Here is a 19,891-nt window from a genome sequence, read left to right on the forward strand (position 1 = left end):
AAGCTCGAAAGCGCTTGACCTCAACATGCCGAATAGAGAAGTGCTTCAGGACTGCTGCAACCCGGACTTTTTCAACACTATCGGTGTGGAGGTAACCTTCTGCCAGCCGTCGCCGAGGCGTTTTTGTTTTCAGGTTTCAAAATCGACTTTGCCTATTCAGCTCTGCGATCGGACCTGCTTGGCGGCAGCCTCGAGCGACCGTTCAAACGCGTCGATCACCTGGTCGACCTGCGGCTCGGTGATGATCAGCGGCGGGCAGAAAGCCAGCGCATCGCCCATATTGCGCGAGATGACGCCGTTCTGCTGCATGAAGCCGTTGACGAGCCCGCCCAGTTCACTGGTCTTCCCCCACGGCGCCTTGTTCGCCTTGTCGCCGACCAGTTCGACCGCCGAAATCAGGCCGATGCCGCGCACCTCGCCGACAAGCGGGTGCGAAGCGAGCGTGCGCAGCCGCTTCAGCATATGCGCGCCGACCGCACGCGCATTGCCGACAAGGTCGCGCTCCTCGATCAGCTTCAGGTTCTCGAGCGCGACCGCTGCCGCAACAGGATGGCCGCCGCCGGTGAAACCGTGGCCGAAGGTGCCGATACGGTTGCTTTCGTCGGCGATCGGCTCGAATACCTTGTCATTGATCAGCAGGGCTGAGATCGGCAGGTAGGACGAAGAGATCTGTTTCGATAACACCATGATGTCGGGCCTGATGCCGAAGGTCTGCGAGCCGAACATCTCACCAGTTCGGCCAAAGCCGCAGATCACCTCGTCGGCGATGAGCAGGATGTCGTATCTCGACAGGACCGCCTGTATCTTCTCCCAGTAGCCCGCCGGCGGTACGATGACGCCGCCGGCGCCCATGATCGGTTCGCCGAAAAAGGCGGCGATGGTTTCCGGTCCTTCGGCGAGGATCAGCTTTTCCAGTTCGTCGGCAAGCCGCGTCGAAAACAGCTCCTCGCTTTCACCCGGCAGCGCCTCGCGCCAATGGTGCGGCGTCGAGGTATGCAGCACATTGGCAATCGGCAGGTCAAAGGAAGTGTGGTTGTTGGGCAGTCCGGTCAGGCTTGCCGAGGCGATGGTGACGCCGTGATAGCCCTTCTTGCGGCTGACGATCTTCTTGCGCGCCGGCTGGCCGAGCGCATTCGACCGGTACCAGATCATCTTCATGGCCGTATCGTTGGCCTCGGAGCCGGAATTGGTGAAATACGCCTTGCTCATCGGCACCGGCGCCATCTGCACCAGTCTCTCGGCGAGATCGATCAGCGGCGAATGCGATTTGGAGCCGAAATCGTGATAGTAAGGCAGCTTCGACATTTGCCGTACTGCCGCATCGACCAGCCGCTTCTCCGAAAAGCCGACCGCGACGCTCCAGAGCCCCGCCATCGCCTCGATATAGCGGTTGCCGGCAAGGTCCTCGACATAGATGCCGTCGCCCTTCTCGATGACGAGCGGCCCCGACTCCTGATGCTTGCGCGCATTCGTATAGCCATGCATGTGAAAGCTTATGTCGCGGGCTTCGGGTGAATTCGGTCGTGCGTCCATGACGGCTCCTGATGCTGACGCGGAACAATCCTGCCGCCGGTCCGGCTCGGCAGGTCCCCGTGCGTTATGCCGTTTGATGCATCTTTCTCGAACGGTATAGTGTCAAGCGCTTTCGGCAGGGCCAGCGGATGGATGGACGCATGCAGAACTTCGGCTTGACCTAACCGTGGACCATGTCGACTGCATTGTCGCTGGCGCCGGCGTTGTTGGCCTGGCGATCACGCGAGAGATGGCGCAGCGCGGCATCGATACGCTGGTCCTGGAAGCCGAGAACGCTATCGGCACCGGGACAAGCTCGCGCAATTCCGAGGTCATCCATGCCGGCCTCCACTATCCGGTTGGATCGCTGAAAGCCCAGTTCTGCGTGGCCGGCCGGGAAAGACTCTATCGCTATTGCGAGGAGCGGGCGGTCCCACACGCGCGCTGCGGCAAGCTCATCGTTGCCACAAGTGCCGAACAGGAGCCGGTGCTCGCCTCAATCCGGGCCAATGCACGCGCTTGCGGCGCCGGCGACCTGTTGCGCTTGAGCGAAGCCGAGGCGCATACGCTGGAGCCCAGCCTTAAGTGCACGGCGGCGCTGCTGTCGCCCGCCACCGGCATCATCGACAGCCATGCCCTGATGCTCGCCCTGTTGGGCGACGCCGAGGAGCACGGGGCGGCACTTAGTCTCAACACGCGCATCGCCTCCGGCCGCATCGAAGCAGGCCGCGTCGTGCTCGAGACGGTGGACGCTGCCGGCGGCGAGCGCTTCGAGATCGCCACTCCGCGTTTCGTCAATGCCGCCGGGCTTGGCGCCGCAGCACTTGCCGGTTCGCTTGAAGGGCTCAATCAGCAATTCGTGCCAAAGCTCCATTATGCCAAGGGCAATTATTTTTCGGTGGCCGGACGGGCGCCGTTCTCGCGATTGGTCTATCCGGTGCCCGAACCCGGGGGGCTCGGTGTTCATCTGACACTCGACCTTGATGGCGTCGCCCGCTTCGGGCCGGACGTCGAATGGACCGATCAACTCGACTACCGCGTCGACCCGGCTCGTGGCGAGCGCTTCTACAGCGAGATCCGCAAATACTGGCCGGACCTGGCCGATGGCAGCCTGCAACCCGCTTACAGCGGCATCCGGCCAAAACTGTCCGGTCCCGGTGAGGCCAATGCCGACTTCGTCGTCCAGGACGTGGCGGTGCACGGCGTGGATAGCCTGGTCAACCTGTTCGGCATCGAAAGCCCCGGCCTGACCTCCTGCCTGACGATTGCCGACCACGTCGCGCAGTGCCTCGCGCCGAAGTTGTAGCGTGCGGCGCCCCGCGCCGCGATCTGCACTGTATCAAGGCGCATTGCGTGAACTTTCAGACGCAAGTCGCCTATGAGGCACATCGCGCACTTGCAGCCCGCTCCGCGCTCTGATTCCCTGCATTCTGGGGCTGTCCTGATTCGCACTGCCCGGTTCAGAGTTTTCGCAGTGCGCCCGGGACAAGCTTCCAGCGACCACTCGGCGTATCCAGGGAGAACGGCAATGAACACCGCGACGAGGCCGGTAATCTCGGAGATGAGGCCCAAGATCACCGTCGTCGGGGTCGGCGGCGGCGGCGGCAACGCCGTCAACAACATGATCGCCGAAGGCCTGCAGGGCGCGGAATTCATCGTCGCCAACACCGATGCCCAGGCCCTTGCCATGTCGAAGGCAACGAGGCTGATCCAGTTGGGCGCTCATATCACCGAAGGTCTCGGCGCCGGGTCCCTGCCCGAGGTCGGCCGTGCCGCGGCCGTGGAATCCATCGACGAGATCATGGATCACCTTGCTGGAACGCACATGTGCTTCGTGACCGCCGGCATGGGAGGCGGAACCGGCACTGGTGCCGCGCCTGTTATAGCACAGGCAGCGCGGGCAGCCGGAATACTGACCGTTGCCGTCGTCACCAAGCCATTCGTCTTCGAAGGCAGGCGCCGCATGTACGCTGCCGATGAGGGCATCGAGCGCCTGCGCGAAAGCGCCGATACCGTCATCGTCATTCCCAACCAGAATCTGTTCAGGATCGCCGACGCCAGAACCACGTTCGCCGACGCCTTTGCCATGGCCGACCGGGTCCTCTATGCGGGTGTCGGCTGCATCACCGATCTGATCGTCAAAGAAGGCCTGATCAATCTCGACTTCGCCGATGTGAAGTCGGTGATGCGCGACATGGGCCGCGCCATGATGGGAACCGGCGAAGCCGCCGGAGAAGGCCGCGCCAAGAAGGCAGCGGAAGCGGCAATCGCCAACCCGCTGCTCGACGAAGCCTCGATGATGGGCGCCAAGGGCGTCCTTGTCTCGATATCGGGCGGCATGGACATGACGCTGTTCGAGGTCGACGAAGCCGCTACCCGCATCCGCGAGGAGGTCGACAACGATGCCGACATCATCGTCGGCGCCATCTTCGACAAGGCACTCGCCGGAAAATTCAGGGTGTCGGTCGTGGCGACCGGCTTGCGGCGTGGCCTGGAGATCCCACTGCTTGCCGAACCGGAAGTTCGCATGAACTGAACGCGTATCGCTGCAACTCGCTCAGCCGACTGCCAGCCTCGCGTCACCAGGGCCGCGCGCCGTCGATGACTTCCACGGCGCGTACAGCAAAACAGCCGGCCAGCGGTGCCACATCCGCCGCATCGGCCGCAACCGCGCTGCCGGCCAGCACGCGGTCGGCGATGCCGACGAAGATCACGGCAAAGCGGAACATGGCAAACACCAGATGGAACCGCTGCAGCGGCGCCGTCGGCACGGCGTAGGCGAAGTAATGATCGAGGAATTCGCGCTGTGTCGGAATACCGAGGGCTGCCTGATCAAGGCCGAGGATGCCGCCATATTCGTCCGATGAGGAATGCCAGGGCATCGAGCAGAAGCCGAGATCGGCAAGCGGATGGCCGAGGGTCGATAACTCCCAGTCGAGTATGCCGATCACCTCGGGCCGCTCGGGATGGAAGATGAGATTGCCGAGACGGAAATCGCCATGCGCGATCGAAACGTGGCCATCATCTGGCGGAAGATGTCGCGGCAGCCATTCGGCGACGGCTTCGAGCGCGGCAATGCGCTCGCTCGGCGATTCCCGCAACTGTCTGGTCCAGCGCGCGATCTGTCGCTCAAAATAGTTCCCGGGACGGCCATAGTCGCCGAGCCCAACCTCTTCCGGCCGGACGGCGTGCAGCTTTGCCAGCGCCTCGGCCATGCCGAAATAGATGCCGCGCCGCTCGTCTGGCGTCAGTCCCGGCAACGCGCCATCGTGGAACACCCGGCCGTCGAGCCGCTGCATCAGATAGAACGGCGTGCCGAGCGGCTCGTCGCCGTCGTGATAGAGCACCGGCCGCGGCACCGGCACCTTTGTCGATGCTAGCGCCTCGATCACCCGGTACTCGCGATCGACCGCATGAGCGCCGCGCAGGATCGGTCCCGGAGGTTTCTTGCGCAGAACCATGCGGCGGCCGCCATAGTCGACGAAATAGGTCGGGTTGGATTGGCCGCCGACGATCCGCTCAAGCGACATTTGGCCATCGCCAAAATGCGCTCTCAGAAAATCCTCCAGGCGTACTGGATCGAAATCCATCCTCATTGCCGGCTCAGCGGTTCCCGCCGCGACCTGTTTCGTCTTGTCTGCCGGCTTCGACATGCCAGCGCCAGAAGCCCGCACCTTCCTCGTTGAGAAAGCGGTTGAGCACCATCTTGTGGACCTCGTCGGCGCCGTCGACCAGGCGAGCCTGGCGGGCGTAGCGGTAAATCCATTCGAGTACAGTGTCTTTCGAATAGCCGCGGGCGCCGTTGATCTGGATCGCCACGTCGGCGGCGTCATGCAGCACGTTGGCGACCTGGATCTTGGCCATGGAGACCTCCTTGCGGGCAAAGCCACCGCGATCGAGCTCCCAGGCCGCCTTCATCACCAGCAGCCGCCCGATCTCGATGCGCATAGCAAGGTCGCCGAGCATCAGCTGGATACTCTCACGGTCGGCCAAAAGCTGCCCGAAACCGCTACGCTCGGCGGCATAGGCGCGCGCGATCTCGATGCAGCGCTTGGCAAGACCGAGCCAGCGCATGCAATGGGTGAGCCGCGCCGGACCGAGCCGGACCTGGGTAACCCGGAGGCCGCTGCCTTCGCCGGCAAGCACGTCCTCGACCGGGACTTCCAGGCCGTCGAACTCCAGCTCGCAATGGCCGCCATGTTCTTCCGGTCCCATGATTTCGATGCGCCGCACGATCCGCCAGCCCGGCTGGTCCTTGTGGAACAGCAAGGCCGAAAGGCCGTGACGCGGATCGTCCGAAGTGCGCGCAATGAGAATGAAGTGGCTCGCCTCTTGCGCGCCGGTGATGAACCATTTGCGGCCTGTGACGACATATCTGTCGCCACGCCGTTCGGCTCTGGTCATGATCATCGACGGGTCGGAGCCGCCGCCCGGGTGCGGTTCCGTCATTGCGAAGGCCGAGCGCACCTTGCCCTCGACGATCGGTTTCAGCCATCTTTGCTTCTGCTCAGGCGTTCCCAACCCTTCCAGCATCATCATATTGCCATCGTCGGGGGCCGCGGAATTGAACACGACCGGACCGAAGATCGAGCGGTTCATCTCTTCATAGCAGACGGCCATATCCACCTTGGAAAGGCCGGCCCCGCCGGTCTCGGGTTTGAGCTGCAGGCACCACAGGCCGGCTGCTTTCGCCTTGCCGCGCAGCGTTTCAAGCAGCGGCAGCGCAATATTGCCATGGCCGTCATAGCAAGCCTTGTCAGCCTCGAGCGGCAGGATTTCGCGCTCGACGAAATCGGCGATCCGGCTGCGGAAGGCCTCGGTTCGGACGGAAATGTCGAAATTCATGGCGCTCACAAGGATGAAACGAGATGCCGCCATCGGCTCCGATGGTCGCGCCGGTAGTGTAACTGCCGTCGTTGAATGGGAGCAACAGCAGTTCGCCGGCCGTTCCTTGCGCACGTCAAAGCGCCGGTTCGATATGGATCGATGCCGGCGTGCTGCCGATGGCGGTCGAATTCCAGGATCAAAGAGTACTCAGGTTTCGTATCGCTGACGTCCGCGACAATGCTCAGATCAATTCGAGGACAGCGCAGCCATAGCCGTCCAGCGTCAACACTCCGGAGACAGGTCCTTCGCTATCGAGCAGGTTGCTGCCGAAGGGAACGCCGGTTACCGTAACGGGCGTGTCTTTGACGTTTTGCACGAACAACAGCCGGCGTTCGTCATTCTCGCGCATCGTGACCTCGACGCCGTCCGGCAGATCCGGAACCAGAGGCTCCACATTCGCATCCACGAAAGTGCGCGTAGCGAGTTGAGCTGTCAGCTCCGGCGTTAGATAAGTGCCGACATAGAGCACACGGCCCTTGCCGACGGCGCGGGAGGTAATTGCAGGCGTTCCCGCCGCGTAGCGGTTCGACCAAACCCCTACAATTTCGACTTCCGGTTCGACTGCGAGGTTCTCATAGAAATAACCGGCATCGAACTCGTGGTTTCCGACGGTGAAACGACGGATACGGCGGCTGGATTCGGCCGGTCTGTCGGGAGGAATGACGAGCCCGCCGGAGCGCGACATGGTATTGAACAGGCCATTGGCCCCAGGTGCCGCCAGCCGCCCGAAATCCTCGACGCGAACGCCGGTCAGCTTCGACAGCGACCGGCCCGGCGCTGTCTCGCGGATGACGTGGTTGTTTTCGTCGCGGGTTCCCGTGCGCGCGCCGATGATGACGGTACCGCCATTTTCGGCAAAGACTTGCAGCCGCTCGGTCCAGCTGTCCTTCCAGATCACCCAATGCGGCACGTAGAAGACCTTGAGCTTCGATAGATCGTCTTCCGGGTGGATGAAGCCGCAGGCGATGCCGCGGTCATAGCAATACTGATGCAGCAAGGTTGCATCATCCTGCGGACTTGGCAGGCCGATGGGGAAGGTCTTGTGGGCTTCCTGATTGTCGAAGTCCGAGCCGGCGATGCCGACATCCATCCGCACATGGGTGCCCAGGATCTTGTCTTTAAGCGCCGTCACCTCGGTGGCGAACTGCCTGGCTTCGTCATAGCGGCGGCGAGCGACATCATCGTGGTCGATGATGCCCATCCAGTATATCTCCGCACCGAAATGCGCGGGGCGCCAGCGGAAGAACATGATACCATCGGCGCCACGCGCAACCGACGACATCGCCATGCGTCGCATTTCGCCCGGCTCCGGCGTCAGCGTGCAGAAGCCCGGCTGGGCGCCAAAGCCCGACTGTTGTTCCGGCACTATGTAGTTGCCGGAAAATCCCCTGCAGATGTCGAGATGCAGCGCCTGGATCTTGGCGTGGTTGCCGAGGCGAAAGAACTCGTCATAGAGGAACGGATAGATGTCGTAGCCGACGAAGTCGAGATCGGTGGAGAATTGGCCGCGAAAGTCGATGTCACGCAATCCGCCGAGATTGTGGAAAATGAACCAACTGGCATTCGCTTTTCTCAGGATCTCGACCTGGTCGTGCTGGAACCGTGCTGTCGAAAAGGCGAGAAAACGGTGGTAGTCCTGGAGGTGACCGGGACCGGGAAAGGACGGGGAAAAATCCAGCGGGAAGACAATTTCGCTGAAATCGCCGTAAGCCGTCGCCCAGAAATCGCCACCCCAGGCGAAGTTCAGCCTGTCTATCGTCTTGTAGGTTTCCTGGAGGTAAGCCTGGAATTCCTTCAATGCCGACGGCGAATAGGATTCCGGCATGCTGGTGTTGAGTTCATTGTCGGTCTGCCAGCCGATGACATTTGCGTTGTCGCGGTAGTGGTCCGCCATCGCCCTGGTAATCTTGCGGCTGTAGTCGCGAAACACCGGGCTGCTGGTGTCGGCATACTGGCGCGAGCCGTGGCCCATCGACCGGCCATTTCCATCAAGCCGCAGGATTTCCGGATGTTTTGCCGTCAGCCAGCGCGGCGGGGTGGCGGTCGGCGTGCACAGGATCGTGTTGACGCCGTGACGCGCGAGGCCCTCGATTCCCCGGTCGAACAGGTCGAAATCGAAGGTGCCTTCACGCGGTTCGAAAATGTGCCAGGCGAATTCGCCGAGGCGGGCGACGTTGAAGCCGGCCTCGGCCATGCGCCGGGCGTCGTTGTCCCAGTAACTCTCGTCCACATGTTCGGGATAGTGCGGCGCGCCGACCAGAAAGCGGTCGGTCTGGATCGTGCGCCAGACCGACAGGGCGCGGCCTCTTGAAGTCTTGTTCACGAAGGATACTCCTGCAGATCAGTCGGTGATGGTGGATTTGCGGGCACTGATTGTCCGCTCATCGACAGAGGAAAAGAGATAGACGTCACGCGGCTCGACCTTGAAGCCGACGGTCGCGTCGGCAGCGACGGCACTCGCATGGCCGATCTGGACGGTGACGTTGCCGCTGCCGCTTTCGGAACTGACGCATTGCAGCGGGCCCGCGTCGGCATAGAGGATGGTCTCGCGGCCGAGATGCTCGACCAGCCGCACCCGTCCTGCAAAACTCGCTGTCCCTTCCGCGGCCAAGCTGATGCTCTCCGGCCGAATCCCCATCGTCACCCTATCGCCGACCTGTACGGATGCCGCTTCCGTCAGTTCGACAGTCAAAGGAGAAAGACCGGCGGTCGACAGCGTGGCGGCACCGCCGGAGACAGCGGCGACGGTCACTTCGAAAAAATTCATCCGGGGTGCGCCGAGGAAGCCCGCGACGAAGAGATTGGCCGGATTGCGGTAGAGTTCGAGCGGAGCGCCCACCTGCTCGACCGAGCCGCGATTGAGCACGACGATACGGCTCGCCATTGTCATCGCCTCGGTCTGGTCGTGCGTGACATAGACCATGGTGGCGCCGAGCCTGGCGTGCAGATCGGAAAGCTCGACGCGCATCTGCGTGCGCAGCGCTGCGTCGAGGTTGGACAATGGTTCGTCGAACAGGAACACGTCGGGCGAGCGGGTTATCGCACGGCCGATCGCCACTCGCTGACGCTGGCCGCCGGAAAGCTGTTTCGGCCGCTTGTCGAGCTGGTCGGTAATGCGAAGGATCTTGGCGGCTCGCAGCACGGCGGCATCGATCTCGGCCTTGGGGCGATGCGCCATGCGCAGGCCGAAACCCATGTTCTCGGCGACGGTCATATGCGGGTAAAGCGCATAGGACTGGAAGACCATGGCAATGCCGCGCTCACCCGGCTCGGTGGTGGTGACATCACGGCCGTTGATCAGAATCTTACCGGTCGAGACGGTTTCAAGCCCGGCGATGATCTTCAACAGCGTTGACTTGCCACAGCCGGACGGCCCGACGGTGACAATGAACTCGCCCTGTTCGACGCTGAGATCGATGCCGCGCAGCGCGTGGTAGCTGCCATAATTCTTTTGTATCTGCCGGAGTTCAAGACTGGTCATGGAGCCCTGCTTGCGAAATCAGTTTCGGATCGGGTGGGCGACGCCTTGAAGTCATGGTCGCTCATCCCTTGACCGCTCCCATGGTGAGGCCGGTGATGAAGTGCTTCTGCATTAGGAAGAACATGGCAACCGGCGGCAAAGCCACGACGATGGTGCCGGCCGAGATCAGGTTCCAGGCCGAGACCCATTCGCCGCGCAGGTTGGCGAGGCCGGCGGTTACCGGTTTGACGGTATCGCTGATGGTCAGCACGACCGCCCAGAAATAATCGTTCCAGATAAAGGTGAAGAGCAGGATGGCCAGCGCCGCGAGAGCCGGCCGCACCAATGGGACCACGACATGTACCAATGTCTGAAACGGCGTCGCGCCCTCGGCCCTGGCGGCCTGAAACAGTTCTCCCGGCAAGGCGGCGATGAAGTTGCGCATGAACAGTGTCGCAAACCCGGTCTGGAAGGCGATGTGGAAGATGATCAGGGCCGCCATCGTGTCGTAGAGGTTGAGCCGCACCATGAGATCGCGCACCGGGATCATCATGATCTGGTGCGGCAGGAAGTTTCCGCCGACGAACAGGGCGAAGACGAGCATGTTGCCGCGAAACCGGTAACGGGCGAGCACGAACCCGGCGAGCGTGCTCAAGATGAGAACGCCGATCACCGAGGGAATGGTGATCGTCAGGCTGTTGAGGAAGTAGCGGGCCATCGGTGTCTGGGTGAAGACCGCCGTGTAGTTGTCGACCAGGCCGAATTGGGTCGGCCAGCCCCACAGATTGCCGCCCATTACATCCTGCGTAGAGCGGAACGAGGTAAGGATGATGGCAAAGAGCGGCGCCAGCCAGACAATCAGGATGCCGACCACCAGCACGACATAGAGGCCACGCTGCCAAATAGCAGTCTCGGGAATCGGGCGGGGAAACATCAGCCGCCTCTTTCATCGGCGCGGATCATCCGCGTCAGGTACCAGGCGATGAAGACCGCCATGATCACGAACAGCACCGAGGCAATGGCCGCGCCATAGCCGAAGCGGTAGGAAAATATGGACTGCTCGAACATCTGATAGGCAAGCACCTCGGACGAACCGAAGGGGCCGCCGCTGGTCATCACCGAGACCATGTCGAAGGAACGCAGTGCGCCGACGACGGTGACGGCGATGGCGATAAAGGTGACCTGCGTCAGCTGCGGCAACACGATGTGGCGCAGCATGTTCCAGCCCCTGGCGCCGTCAACCCGCCCGGCGCCGATCAGGTCCTCGCTGAGATTGTTGAGGCCGGCGAGATAGAGCACCATGCAGAAGGCGATCTGCGGCCACAACGCTGCGATCACGACGGCGAAGGTGACGAAATTTTCATCCGACAGCACTGCCGGGGCGGTCGCGCCGAAGGTGCGGAAGATCAGGGCGAGAAGTCCGAATTCCGGCGTATAGACCCAGGTGAAGACAACGCCGACGGCAACCGAAGCCAGCACCAGCGGAATGAAGAACAGCGATTTGAGCAGGCGCATGCCGCGGATTTTCTGGTTGACGAGCAGCGCGATGGCGAGGCCGAGCGGCGGCGCCAGCATGAACATCACCAACCAGATCAGATTGTTCTTCAGCGAAACATAGAACTGCGGGTCGGCGAACAGTTCGCGGTAGTTGCCGAGGCCGATCCAGACCATCGGGCTGAAGCCGTCCCATTCGTGCAGGCTGATCCATAGGCTCTCGACCGCAGATGCCAGAATGACGACGGAAAACAGCACAGCGGCGGGCAGAATCAGAAGTGTCGGTGTCAGCCACCAGCGATGGCGGCGCCAAACCTTCGTCATTTTGGGAGACCTCATTCACGGAAAGCATCGGGGAGCAGAGCACGAACCCCGCTCCCCTCCGCTGGGAGGCGCTAGATCTTGAAGATCCGGCGACGGGTTCCCTCGAGACGCTGAAGAATGGCGTCCCGGCGCTCCGGCTTGGCCATGAATTCCTGGAAGCCGACCAGGCCGGCCTGGGCCATGTCGGGATCGGTATCGCGGTCGTAATATTGCGATGTGCCGGCCACCGTCTTCAGGCTTTCCACGGCTGCGTTGACCAGCGGATCCTTGCTGGCCGGAAGGTCGTTGCGCGGCGGAACGTTGCCGCCAGGTTCCAGATAAGGGCCGAAATTTTCCGGCTGGTAGAAGAAGGCGAGGAACTCGCGGGCACCCGCCTTGTTCTTGGCGTTGGCCGGGATGTGGACCGAATTGACCGAGAATTCTTCGTAGCGGTCGAGGGCGCCGTCAATCTTCGGGAAAGGGGCGAATGTCAGCTGCTCGAGATCCTGCTCAGGGAAAGTAGCTTTCACGAAGGCGCCGAGGTTCATCATGCCGGCCTTCTTCTGGGCGAGGAAGGCGCCAGCCTCCTGCCAGCCGAACGACGTCTGATCCGGCGTGAAGAAACCCTGCCTGATCAGCTCTTCCCAGTGGTCGAAAACGGGCTTCAGCGCCGGGTCGGTATAGGCCATCTTGCCGTTCATCAAGGCGAAGTGCTTGTCGAGACCGTTGATCCGCAGGTTCATCTGATCGAACCATCCGGCCGCCGGCCAGAGTTCCTTGGTGCCGATGCTGACGGGGATTAGGCCTGCAGCCTTGGACTTCTGGCCGTAAGCGAGGAATTCGTCCCAGGTCGCCGGTACCGTAAGTCCGTGCTCGGCAAAGACGTCCTTGCGATAGAACATGCCCCACATCGTGCCGCCGGTCGGCAGTCCATACTGCTTGCCGTCGACCGTGACGGCACCGGTGGTAGCACCCAGCACGTCCTTGTACTTTTCCTTCTCGAACAGATCCGAAATGTCGTCGAACAGGCCGCGGTTGACGAAGGCACGCATGCGGTTTCCAGAGAACCAGAAGCAGACATCCGGCGCGCCGGCCACAAGGTAGTTGCGGATCGCGGTCTTGTGGGCCTCGTGATCCATATTGTTGATCACAACCTTGGTGCCGGACTGCTTCTCGAAGTCGGCCGCGATGCGCCGCAAGATCCGCAGGGCATCGGCATTGTTTTCGTCTGAAATGATGGTGACTTCGCTCGACTGGCTGAGTGCCGGCATCGGGAAGCCCGCGAGAGCTCCAGCGGAAATGCCCCCAGCTCCCTTCAGGAAATTGCGCCGCGTCGACGGCTTTTCAATCCACTTGAACGTCATTGTTACTCCTCCCGTGTTGTCAATTCTCTACTGGCACACCGGCCGGCGCGGTTGTTCTTCTCAACGGCGCGGCTCACCTCCCGGGCAAGAGAATATGCTTGCCCGCTCCTTCAGAGCGCGGTGACATTGCTAACCGGATTAATTTCGCTGACCCCCGGTTCGGGTGTTGAACAGTCGGGCAAACTTATGCATATGTTTTCTCGAGAGGCAATAATTAATTTACAAAATTAAGAAAGCGGATCCGTGAAGCTCAAGGGTGACCCGAGCACGACTCGGGCGATGAACCGCAGACTGATCCTCAATCTCTTGCGGCAGGAAGGTCCGCGCAGCCGGGCCGATATAGCGTCCGTTACCGGCCTTAGTCCGGCAGCGGTCACCTTCGTCGTGGCCGACCTCATCGAGGAGGGCCTGCTGATCGAAGGCAAGACAGTCGTGGGCTCGGCCGGGCGCCGCCCTATCCCGGTGGATATCAACTATGCCAACGGTCTTGCCATAGGCTTCAAGCTGATGGTCGGGTCGGTCGAATGCGTGGTCACCGATCTTGCGACCAATCCGTTGGGCTCGATGCGTGTCAAGCTCTCGGACAGCGATCCAGACCGTATCATAGCGACCTTGGCCAAGGCGGTGCCGGAGCTGATTGCGATTGTCGATCGGCCCGGCGCCAGGCTTGCCGGGATCGGCGTTTCAATGCCTGGCGTCATAGACAACCAGAAGGCTGTGTGTATCCGCAGCAATCGCTACAACTGGGACAACGTTCCCCTTGGCCCGATGCTGGCCGAACTGGTAGACGTCCCCGTGTGGCTTGAGGACGACACCAATGCCTATGCCATTGCCCAGCAACTCTTCGGCCTGGGACGCCAGCACCGCAATATGGCTGTGCTGGCGATCGGCGTCGGAATCGGCTGCGCGCTCGTCTTCGATGGCAAACTCTATCGCGGCGCGAACGGTGCCGCCGGCAAGTTCGGCCACAGCTCATATGAGGAGAACGGCCGCCTTTGCGAGTGCGGAAAGCGCGGCTGCTTGATGGCCTATTACGCCGAGCCGGCGATCCTGCGCACCTGGCGCGAAGCCACGGGGCACAACGAAACGGATAGCAAAGTCAGCCTTATGGCAGCCTTGGCAGACCGCGAACCGCGAGCCGTCGCCATTCTCGAGGAAGCGGGACATGGCATCGGCCGGCATCTCGCCAATCTTGTCAACATCACCGACCCGGAGGTCATTGTCGTCGGTGGTGAAGCCGTGTCGTTTGGCGATGCGCTGTTTGGCCCAATGCGGCTGACGCTTGGGAAAAATACCTTTCGCGCGGCACCACCAATGCTGCTGGACTGGGAGGACAATTCCTGGGCAAGGGGAGCGGCTGCTCTCGTAACGCAGAAGCTCTTTGATTTCGAAACATCTGCCGGCAACGCCGCTCCGCTTTCAAAGCCGGCCCTATGGTCGGCATAGGTGAGTGAAATAGACAGCCCTGCGCCTCAGGCCGCCCGAACGCTGCGCGCTCCACGCGCCCAGGTCGGCAGCCAATCGCCATGCGCAACCAGCAAATCATCGACCAGCGACCATATCTGGTCGAGGTCGAGCTCGGCCGCCGTGTGCGGGTCCATCATCGCCGCGTGATAGATGTGCTCGCGGTTCTCGGTCATCAGCGCCTGGACCGTCAGCTCCTGGACGTTGATATTGGTGCGGATCAGCGCGGTGAGCTGCACCGGCAGGTCGCCAATGAACGTGGGTTGAATGCCGGAGGCGTCGACGAGGCACGGCACCTCGGCCGCGCAATTATATGGCAATGACGTGATGCAGCCATTGTTGCGGACGTTGCCGTAGATCACCGACGGCTCGCCGGTCCAGACCGAGTTCATGATCGAGGACGCATATTCCTTCGACTGCTCCACTTCGATCTTGTCAGCCGAGCGATAGGCTTCCGCTTGCCCCTTCCAGCGATCGATCTGCTCGATGCAGCGCTTCGGGTATTCGTCGAGCGGGATACCGAACTTCTCGATCAGATCCTCGCGCCCGTCCTTGATGAAATAGGGCGTGTATTCCGCGAAATGTTCGGAGCTCTCGGTGACGAAGTAACCGAGGCGCTTCAGCATCTCGTAGCGCACCTTGTTCGGGCAGCGCGGATTCCATCCCGGCTTCGGCGCCCGCCCTTCGCTGTAGGCGCGCAGCAGATCCGGATAGAGATTGCGGTAGGAGCCGTCCGGCTGGCGATGCTCGAACTTCAGGTAGAAGGCCATGTGATTGATGCCGGCCGAGCGGTAGCGAATCTCCTCGTAGGGAATATCGAGATCATGCGCCAGTTCCATCGCCGTACCTTGCACCGAATGGCAGAGGCCGACCTGCTTGATGTCGGGGTATTTCTCCGCGATCGCCCAGGTGTTGATCGCCATCGGGTTGACATATTGCAGCATGATCGCCTGCGGGCAGACCGCGAGCATGTCCTCGCAGATCTTCCAGAGATGCGGCACGGTTCTCAAGCCTCGCATGATGCCGCCAACACCGAGCGTATCGGCGATGGTCTGGCGCAGCCCGTATTTCTTCGGAACTTCGAAATCAGTTACCGTGCAGGGCTCGTAGCCGCCGATCTGGAAGGCGACGACGACGAAATCGGCGCCCGCCAGCGCCTTGCGCTGGTCCGAATAGGTTTCGGCTTTGGCCTTTACGCCAAGCGTCGAGATCAGCTTGCCGACGACGATTGCGCTTTCCTCGAGCCGTTGCGGATTGATGTCCATCAGCGCGATCGTCGAGCCGGATAAAGCCGGACGCTGCAATATGTCGCCGACGATGTTCCTCATGAACACCGTCGAGCCAGCTCCGATGAAAGCGACCTTGGGATTTCTTGCCACAACAACCTCCGGCATAAGCAATTAGGCTACCTCGAAAGCGGCTTTGACCAGCCGTTCGGTGTAAGCGGTCTTGGGATGGGACAGGACTTCGTCGACCGGCCCCTCTTCGACGATCTTGCCGTGCTGCATGACGATGACGCGATGGCACAGCGCCCGCACGACCTTGAGGTCGTGCGAGATGAAGATGTAGCTCAGGCCCCGTTCGCGCTGCAGCTTGCGCAGCAATTCGATGATCTGCGCCTGGACCGAGAGATCCAGCGCCGATGTTGGCTCGTCGAGTACGATGAATTCCGGTTCGAGCGCGACGGCGCGGGCAATCGCAATACGCTGGCGCTGGCCGCCGGAAAACTCGTGCGGGAAGCGCGACAGGATATCGCCGGGCATGCCGGCGCTGATCAGCGCCTCGCGCACCCGCTCGATCCGATCGTTCCTGGTGGCGCCCATGCGGTTGACGACCAGCCCTTCCTCGATGATCTGGCCGATCGTCATGCGCGGGTTGAGCGACGAGAACGGATCCTGGAAGACGACCTGCATGCGCGACCGCAACGGCCGCATCTGGGCGCGCGAACAGCCATGGATCGGCCTGCCATCGAAATAGATCTCACCGCTGTCCGTGGTGTTGAGCCTGAGCAACGCCTCGCCGAAGGTGGTCTTGCCCGATCCGGATTCGCCAACGAGACCCAGCGTCTCGTGCCGCCGAAGGGTCAGGCTGAGGCTGTCGACGGCAACGAGTTCGCGCAGGTCCGGCCTCATGAACGTGCCATGCCGCAGCATGAAGGAGACGCGCACATTCCTAGCTTCAAGAATAACGTCGGCGCCTTCCGGCAACGGATTTGCCTGGCCGCGCGGCTCGGAGGCAAGCAGGTGACAGGTGTAGGGATGCTGCGGATTGGCGAACAGCTTCTCCGTCACATTGTGCTCGCGCATCTCCCCATGCTGCATGACGTAGACATAGTCGGAGAACTGCCGCACCACGGTCAGGTCGTGCGTGATCAGGATCACCGCCATGCGCAGTTTCTTCTGCAGGTTTCGGATGAGATTGAGGATCTGCGCCTGAACCGTGACGTCGAGCGCCGTCGTCGGCTCATCGGCGATCAGCACATCGGGATCGTTGGCCAGCGCCATGGCGATCATCACACGCTGCCGCTGACCGCCGGAAAGCTGGTGCGGATACTGCTTCAGCCGCGCCTGCGGCTCAGGAATTTGCACCTGCTGCAGGAGCTCGAGCGCTCTTGCCTCGGCCTGCCTGCGGCTCATCTTGCGATGCACCCGTATCGCCTCGACGATCTGGCTGCCGATCGTGTAGATCGGGTTGAGCGAACTCATCGGCTCCTGAAAGATCATCGAAATGCGGTCGCCGCGCAGTTTGCGCCGGGCACGCTCGGAAAATTTCAGGATGTTGGCCCCGTTGTATTCGACAGTCGATTTCGGCGACACGACTGCGCGCTTCGACAACAGTCCCATGACGGTGCGCGCCGTCACCGACTTGCCCGATCCCGACTCGCCGACAATGGCGATCGTCTCGCCGCGATAGAGCTGGAACGAGATGTCCTTGACGGCTTCGATCATGCCGTGTTCGACCTTGAAATCGACGGCGATGTTGCGGGCATCAATGACCGGGTTTTCCGAACGGGCGTCATGGTCGAGCCGGACAGGCGGTGCGAAGGATTTGACCAGCGCGTGTTGCATCATCTCATGCTCAATAAGGATCGACCGCATCGCGCAGTCCATCCCCAAGCGCGTTGAACGCGAAGACGGTGACAAGCACGAAGCCGACCGGTGAGAGGATCCAGGGATAGGTGCCGATGACCGAATAGGTCGCGGTGTCTTGCAGCATCAGGCCCCAGGAGATCAGCGGCGGCTTCACCGCGAAGCCGAGAAAACCGAGGAAGGATTCGAGCAGAACCACGCTGGGGATTGCCAACGTGACCGCAACGATCACGTGGCTCATCACGTTTGGAAAAATGTGTTGCATGATGATGCGGCCATCTGTGGCGCCGACCGCCATCGCCGCACGAACGTAATCAATCCGCGCCAGTGCCAGGGTCTTGCCGCGCACTTCGCGCGACATCTGCGCCCAGCCGAGTGCCGACATGACAACGATCACGAAGGCCAGGAAGACATTCGTCGGCGCCGTCACCGGAACCAGCGAGGTCAGCGCCAGATAAAGCGGCAATTGCGGAAACGCGAGCACCAGTTCGACGAAGCGCTGGACCCAGACGTCGAATGTGCCGCCGAAATAGCCCGACACCATGCCGACCGTCGTGCCGATCACGGTGACGATGAAGACCACGGTCAATGCGATCATCAACGAGATGCGCGAACCATAGATCGCACGAGCCAGCACATCGCGACCGAATTTGTCGGTGCCAAGGAAGTGCACCGGCTGGCCGTCGGTCGAGCCGAAGAAGTGCCGGTTCGCGGGAAGCAGGCCGAGCAGTCTGTACTCCGCTCCCTTGACGAAGAAGCCGAGCAGCCGCGGATGGTCGTAGTCCGGCCCGACGACGGGTTGGAAGGTGACCGGGTCGAGGTCTTCCGAATCCGCCAGGGCATAGACGCGTGGCTGGAAGACGAAGTTGCCGTCCTTGTCATGGAAGCTCATCATCTGCGGCGGGGCGAAGCCGACATCGGTCACCTTGGGATCCATCGGTGCGAAGAAGTCGGCAAACACCGCCAGCAGCACCAGAGACGCGACCAGGATGAGCCCGGCCATGCCGGTCCAGGACCGTTTCAGGCGGCGCCAGACGAGTGCGATGTAACTCTCATTGCCGCGCGGCTTGATCTTGGCCGGTTCCTCGGCAAGTGGCGGCAGCGAGGGCTCGAAAGCAAGCATCTCAGGACCCTGCATATTGGCGCACACGCGGATCGAGCATGACGAGCAGCATGTCGGCGATGATGTTGCCGACGATCAGCGTCGCCGACAGCACCATCATGAATGTCGCCGTGACATAGACGTCGCCGACCGCCATCGAGCCAACGATCGCCGGGCCGACGGTCGGCAGGGCAAAGATGATCGCGGTCTCGATCTCGCCGGTCAGCATATAGGGCAGCACCACGCCCTGATACATGACCAGCGGATGCAGCGCATTGGGCACCGCATGGCGCATCACGACCGCACCGCCGCTAAGGCCCTTGGCGCGAGCGGTTTCGACATATTGCGCGTTCAGCGTGTCGAGCAGATTGCCGCGCATCACCCGCATGTTGTAGGCGAGCCCGCCGAAGGTGGCGATGGCGACAACCGGCCAGACATGCCGGACGAGATCGACGAACTTCGCCCAGGACCACGGCGCCCCGCCAAATTGCGGCGAAAAGAAGCTGCCGATCTCGGAAACGTTGAACTGGAAGACCAGCAGATAGACGATGATCAGCGCCATCAGGAAGCGCGGCACCGTCATGCCGAGGAAGGAAATCGCTGACAGCGTACTGTCGATCCAGCTGTACTGCCTGGTCGCCGCCCATATGCCGAAGGTGATACCGAGGACCGAGGCCAGCAGATGGCACACCAGCGCCAGCAGCAGCGTGCGCGGCAGCCGCTCGCCCACCACATCGGCCACCGGCTTGTTGTAATAGAGGCTGTAGCCGAAATCGCCGCGGGTGATGATGCCGCCGATCCAGTTGAAATACTGGACGGGCAGCGGCTTATCGAGACCGTGTTCTATCCGATAGGCCTTGGCCTGCGCGTCGGCCTCGGCGAATGAGGCCCCGCCCTGATTGATCAACTGCGAGCGGATGTAGTCGGCATAGTCGCCCGGCGGCGCCTGGATGATGGCGAAGGTGACCAGGCTCAGAATGGCGAGGACCGGGATCGCCGACGCTATGCGCGTGAGCAGGAATCGCAACATCGGTCGGTCCGCTTCCTTGTCTGGCCGGTCGCTCTCTTTGAGCGTACGGAGGTTTGCTTTGTCCCGGCCCCGCCACAGTGCCGGGGCGGGGTTGCACTCTAGGGGGGGGTAACCCCTTTGACCCGGGCCGGTGCGGGTGGGGGGCCGGCGGCGGACAGGGGGGACACTCGATAATTGCGGGGGTTG

Annotated in this window: 15 protein-coding genes; 3 read left to right on the forward strand and 12 right to left on the reverse strand. The window is 61.9% G+C overall.

The window, feature by feature from the left end; translation table 11 throughout:
- Positions 1–156: 156 nt before the first annotated feature.
- On the reverse strand, positions 157–1,533 hold the full coding sequence (locus tag NKH90_RS32390; protein WP_352823277.1) for an aspartate aminotransferase family protein: 1,377 nt from the start codon (positions 1,531–1,533) through the stop codon (positions 157–159).
- Between the two features lie 166 nt (positions 1,534–1,699).
- On the opposite strand from NKH90_RS32390, the gene NKH90_RS32395 reads away from it, so the two are divergent.
- Both NKH90_RS32395 and ftsZ read left to right on the forward strand, forming a co-directional pair.
- Positions 1,700–2,818 carry an NAD(P)/FAD-dependent oxidoreductase gene (locus tag NKH90_RS32395; protein WP_352817273.1) on the forward strand — a complete coding sequence of 373 codons (1,119 nt, stop codon included), beginning with the start codon at positions 1,700–1,702 and terminating at the stop codon, positions 2,816–2,818.
- 222 nt (positions 2,819–3,040) lie between these two features.
- Positions 3,041–4,048 (forward strand): cell division protein FtsZ, encoded by a 1,008-nt coding sequence (ftsZ, locus tag NKH90_RS32400; protein ID WP_023677189.1) that lies wholly within the window; start codon positions 3,041–3,043, stop codon positions 4,046–4,048.
- A 43-nt stretch (positions 4,049–4,091) separates the two neighbouring features.
- On the opposite strand, the gene NKH90_RS32405 is transcribed toward ftsZ, so the two are convergent.
- From NKH90_RS32405 to NKH90_RS32435, 7 genes are all read right to left on the reverse strand, one after another.
- Positions 4,092–5,108, reverse strand: coding sequence for a phosphotransferase family protein (locus NKH90_RS32405; protein WP_352769551.1), 1,017 nt, complete (start codon positions 5,106–5,108; stop codon positions 4,092–4,094).
- 7 nt (positions 5,109–5,115) lie between these two features.
- A complete protein-coding gene (locus tag NKH90_RS32410; protein ID WP_352541731.1) occupies positions 5,116–6,357 on the reverse strand; it encodes an acyl-CoA dehydrogenase family protein in 1,242 nt (413 codons plus the stop codon).
- 223 nt (positions 6,358–6,580) lie between these two features.
- On the reverse strand, positions 6,581–8,722 hold the full coding sequence (locus NKH90_RS32415; RefSeq protein WP_352823279.1) for a beta-galactosidase: 2,142 nt from the start codon (positions 8,720–8,722) through the stop codon (positions 6,581–6,583).
- 18 nt (positions 8,723–8,740) lie between these two features.
- Positions 8,741–9,880, reverse strand: a complete 1,140-nt coding sequence (locus NKH90_RS32420) for an ABC transporter ATP-binding protein (protein WP_352473208.1) — start codon at positions 9,878–9,880, stop codon at positions 8,741–8,743.
- Between the two features lie 61 nt (positions 9,881–9,941).
- Positions 9,942–10,793, reverse strand: a complete 852-nt coding sequence (locus NKH90_RS32425) for a carbohydrate ABC transporter permease (RefSeq protein WP_352541684.1) — start codon at positions 10,791–10,793, stop codon at positions 9,942–9,944.
- On the reverse strand, positions 10,793–11,677 hold the full coding sequence (locus NKH90_RS32430; protein WP_352679201.1) for a carbohydrate ABC transporter permease: 885 nt from the start codon (positions 11,675–11,677) through the stop codon (positions 10,793–10,795). The genes NKH90_RS32425 and NKH90_RS32430 overlap by 1 nt, the downstream gene beginning before the upstream one ends.
- A 71-nt stretch (positions 11,678–11,748) precedes the next feature.
- On the reverse strand, positions 11,749–13,020 hold the full coding sequence (locus tag NKH90_RS32435) for an ABC transporter substrate-binding protein (protein WP_352679204.1): 1,272 nt from the start codon (positions 13,018–13,020) through the stop codon (positions 11,749–11,751).
- A gap of 243 nt (positions 13,021–13,263) precedes the next feature.
- Here NKH90_RS32435 and NKH90_RS32440 point away from each other — a divergent pair, with 243 nt between their 5' ends.
- Positions 13,264–14,466, forward strand: coding sequence for an ROK family transcriptional regulator (locus NKH90_RS32440; protein WP_352823283.1), 1,203 nt, complete (start codon positions 13,264–13,266; stop codon positions 14,464–14,466).
- A 26-nt stretch (positions 14,467–14,492) separates the two neighbouring features.
- Here NKH90_RS32440 and NKH90_RS32445 read toward each other — a convergent pair whose 3' ends face one another.
- From NKH90_RS32445 to NKH90_RS32460, 4 genes are read right to left on the reverse strand one after another with little or no spacing between them, the layout of a single operon-like run.
- Positions 14,493–15,863: an alpha-glucosidase/alpha-galactosidase gene (locus NKH90_RS32445; protein WP_352823286.1), complete on the reverse strand. Its 1,371-nt coding sequence runs from the start codon at positions 15,861–15,863 to the stop codon at positions 14,493–14,495.
- A 21-nt stretch (positions 15,864–15,884) separates the two neighbouring features.
- Positions 15,885–17,552: an ABC transporter ATP-binding protein gene (locus NKH90_RS32450; RefSeq protein ID WP_352823290.1), complete on the reverse strand. Its 1,668-nt coding sequence runs from the start codon at positions 17,550–17,552 to the stop codon at positions 15,885–15,887.
- Positions 17,553–17,562: 10 nt separating this feature from the next.
- A complete protein-coding gene (locus NKH90_RS32455; RefSeq protein ID WP_352823288.1) occupies positions 17,563–18,696 on the reverse strand; it encodes an ABC transporter permease in 1,134 nt (377 codons plus the stop codon).
- Between the two features lies 1 nt (position 18,697).
- Entirely contained in the window at positions 18,698–19,705 is a 1,008-nt protein-coding gene (locus NKH90_RS32460; protein WP_352452370.1) for an ABC transporter permease, read from the reverse strand.
- Positions 19,706–19,891: the final 186 nt, after the last annotated feature.

This window comes from Mesorhizobium sp. M0898, assembly GCF_040319695.1.
Taxonomy (GTDB): Bacteria; Pseudomonadota; Alphaproteobacteria; order Rhizobiales; family Rhizobiaceae; genus Mesorhizobium.

Excerpts from the sequence above, each read along its gene's own strand:
- NKH90_RS32430 (WP_352679201.1), bottom strand. The coding sequence starts at position 11,677 with ATGACGAAGGTTTGGCGCCGCCATCGCTGGTGGCTGACACCGACACTT.
- NKH90_RS32390 (WP_352823277.1), bottom strand. The coding sequence starts at position 1,533 with ATGGACGCACGACCGAATTCACCCGAAGCCCGCGACATAAGCTTTCAC.
- NKH90_RS32455 (WP_352823288.1), bottom strand. The coding sequence starts at position 18,696 with ATGCTTGCTTTCGAGCCCTCGCTGCCGCCACTTGCCGAGGAACCGGCC.
- NKH90_RS32460 (WP_352452370.1), bottom strand. The coding sequence starts at position 19,705 with ATGTTGCGATTCCTGCTCACGCGCATAGCGTCGGCGATCCCGGTCCTC.
- NKH90_RS32425 (WP_352541684.1), bottom strand. The coding sequence starts at position 10,793 with ATGTTTCCCCGCCCGATTCCCGAGACTGCTATTTGGCAGCGTGGCCTC.
- NKH90_RS32405 (WP_352769551.1), bottom strand. The coding sequence starts at position 5,108 with ATGAGGATGGATTTCGATCCAGTACGCCTGGAGGATTTTCTGAGAGCG.
- NKH90_RS32435 (WP_352679204.1), bottom strand. The coding sequence starts at position 13,020 with ATGACGTTCAAGTGGATTGAAAAGCCGTCGACGCGGCGCAATTTCCTG.
- NKH90_RS32450 (WP_352823290.1), bottom strand. The coding sequence starts at position 17,552 with ATGCAACACGCGCTGGTCAAATCCTTCGCACCGCCTGTCCGGCTCGAC.
- ftsZ (WP_023677189.1), top strand. The coding sequence starts at position 3,041 with ATGAACACCGCGACGAGGCCGGTAATCTCGGAGATGAGGCCCAAGATC.
- NKH90_RS32420 (WP_352473208.1), bottom strand. The coding sequence starts at position 9,880 with ATGACCAGTCTTGAACTCCGGCAGATACAAAAGAATTATGGCAGCTAC.
- NKH90_RS32410 (WP_352541731.1), bottom strand. The coding sequence starts at position 6,357 with ATGAATTTCGACATTTCCGTCCGAACCGAGGCCTTCCGCAGCCGGATC.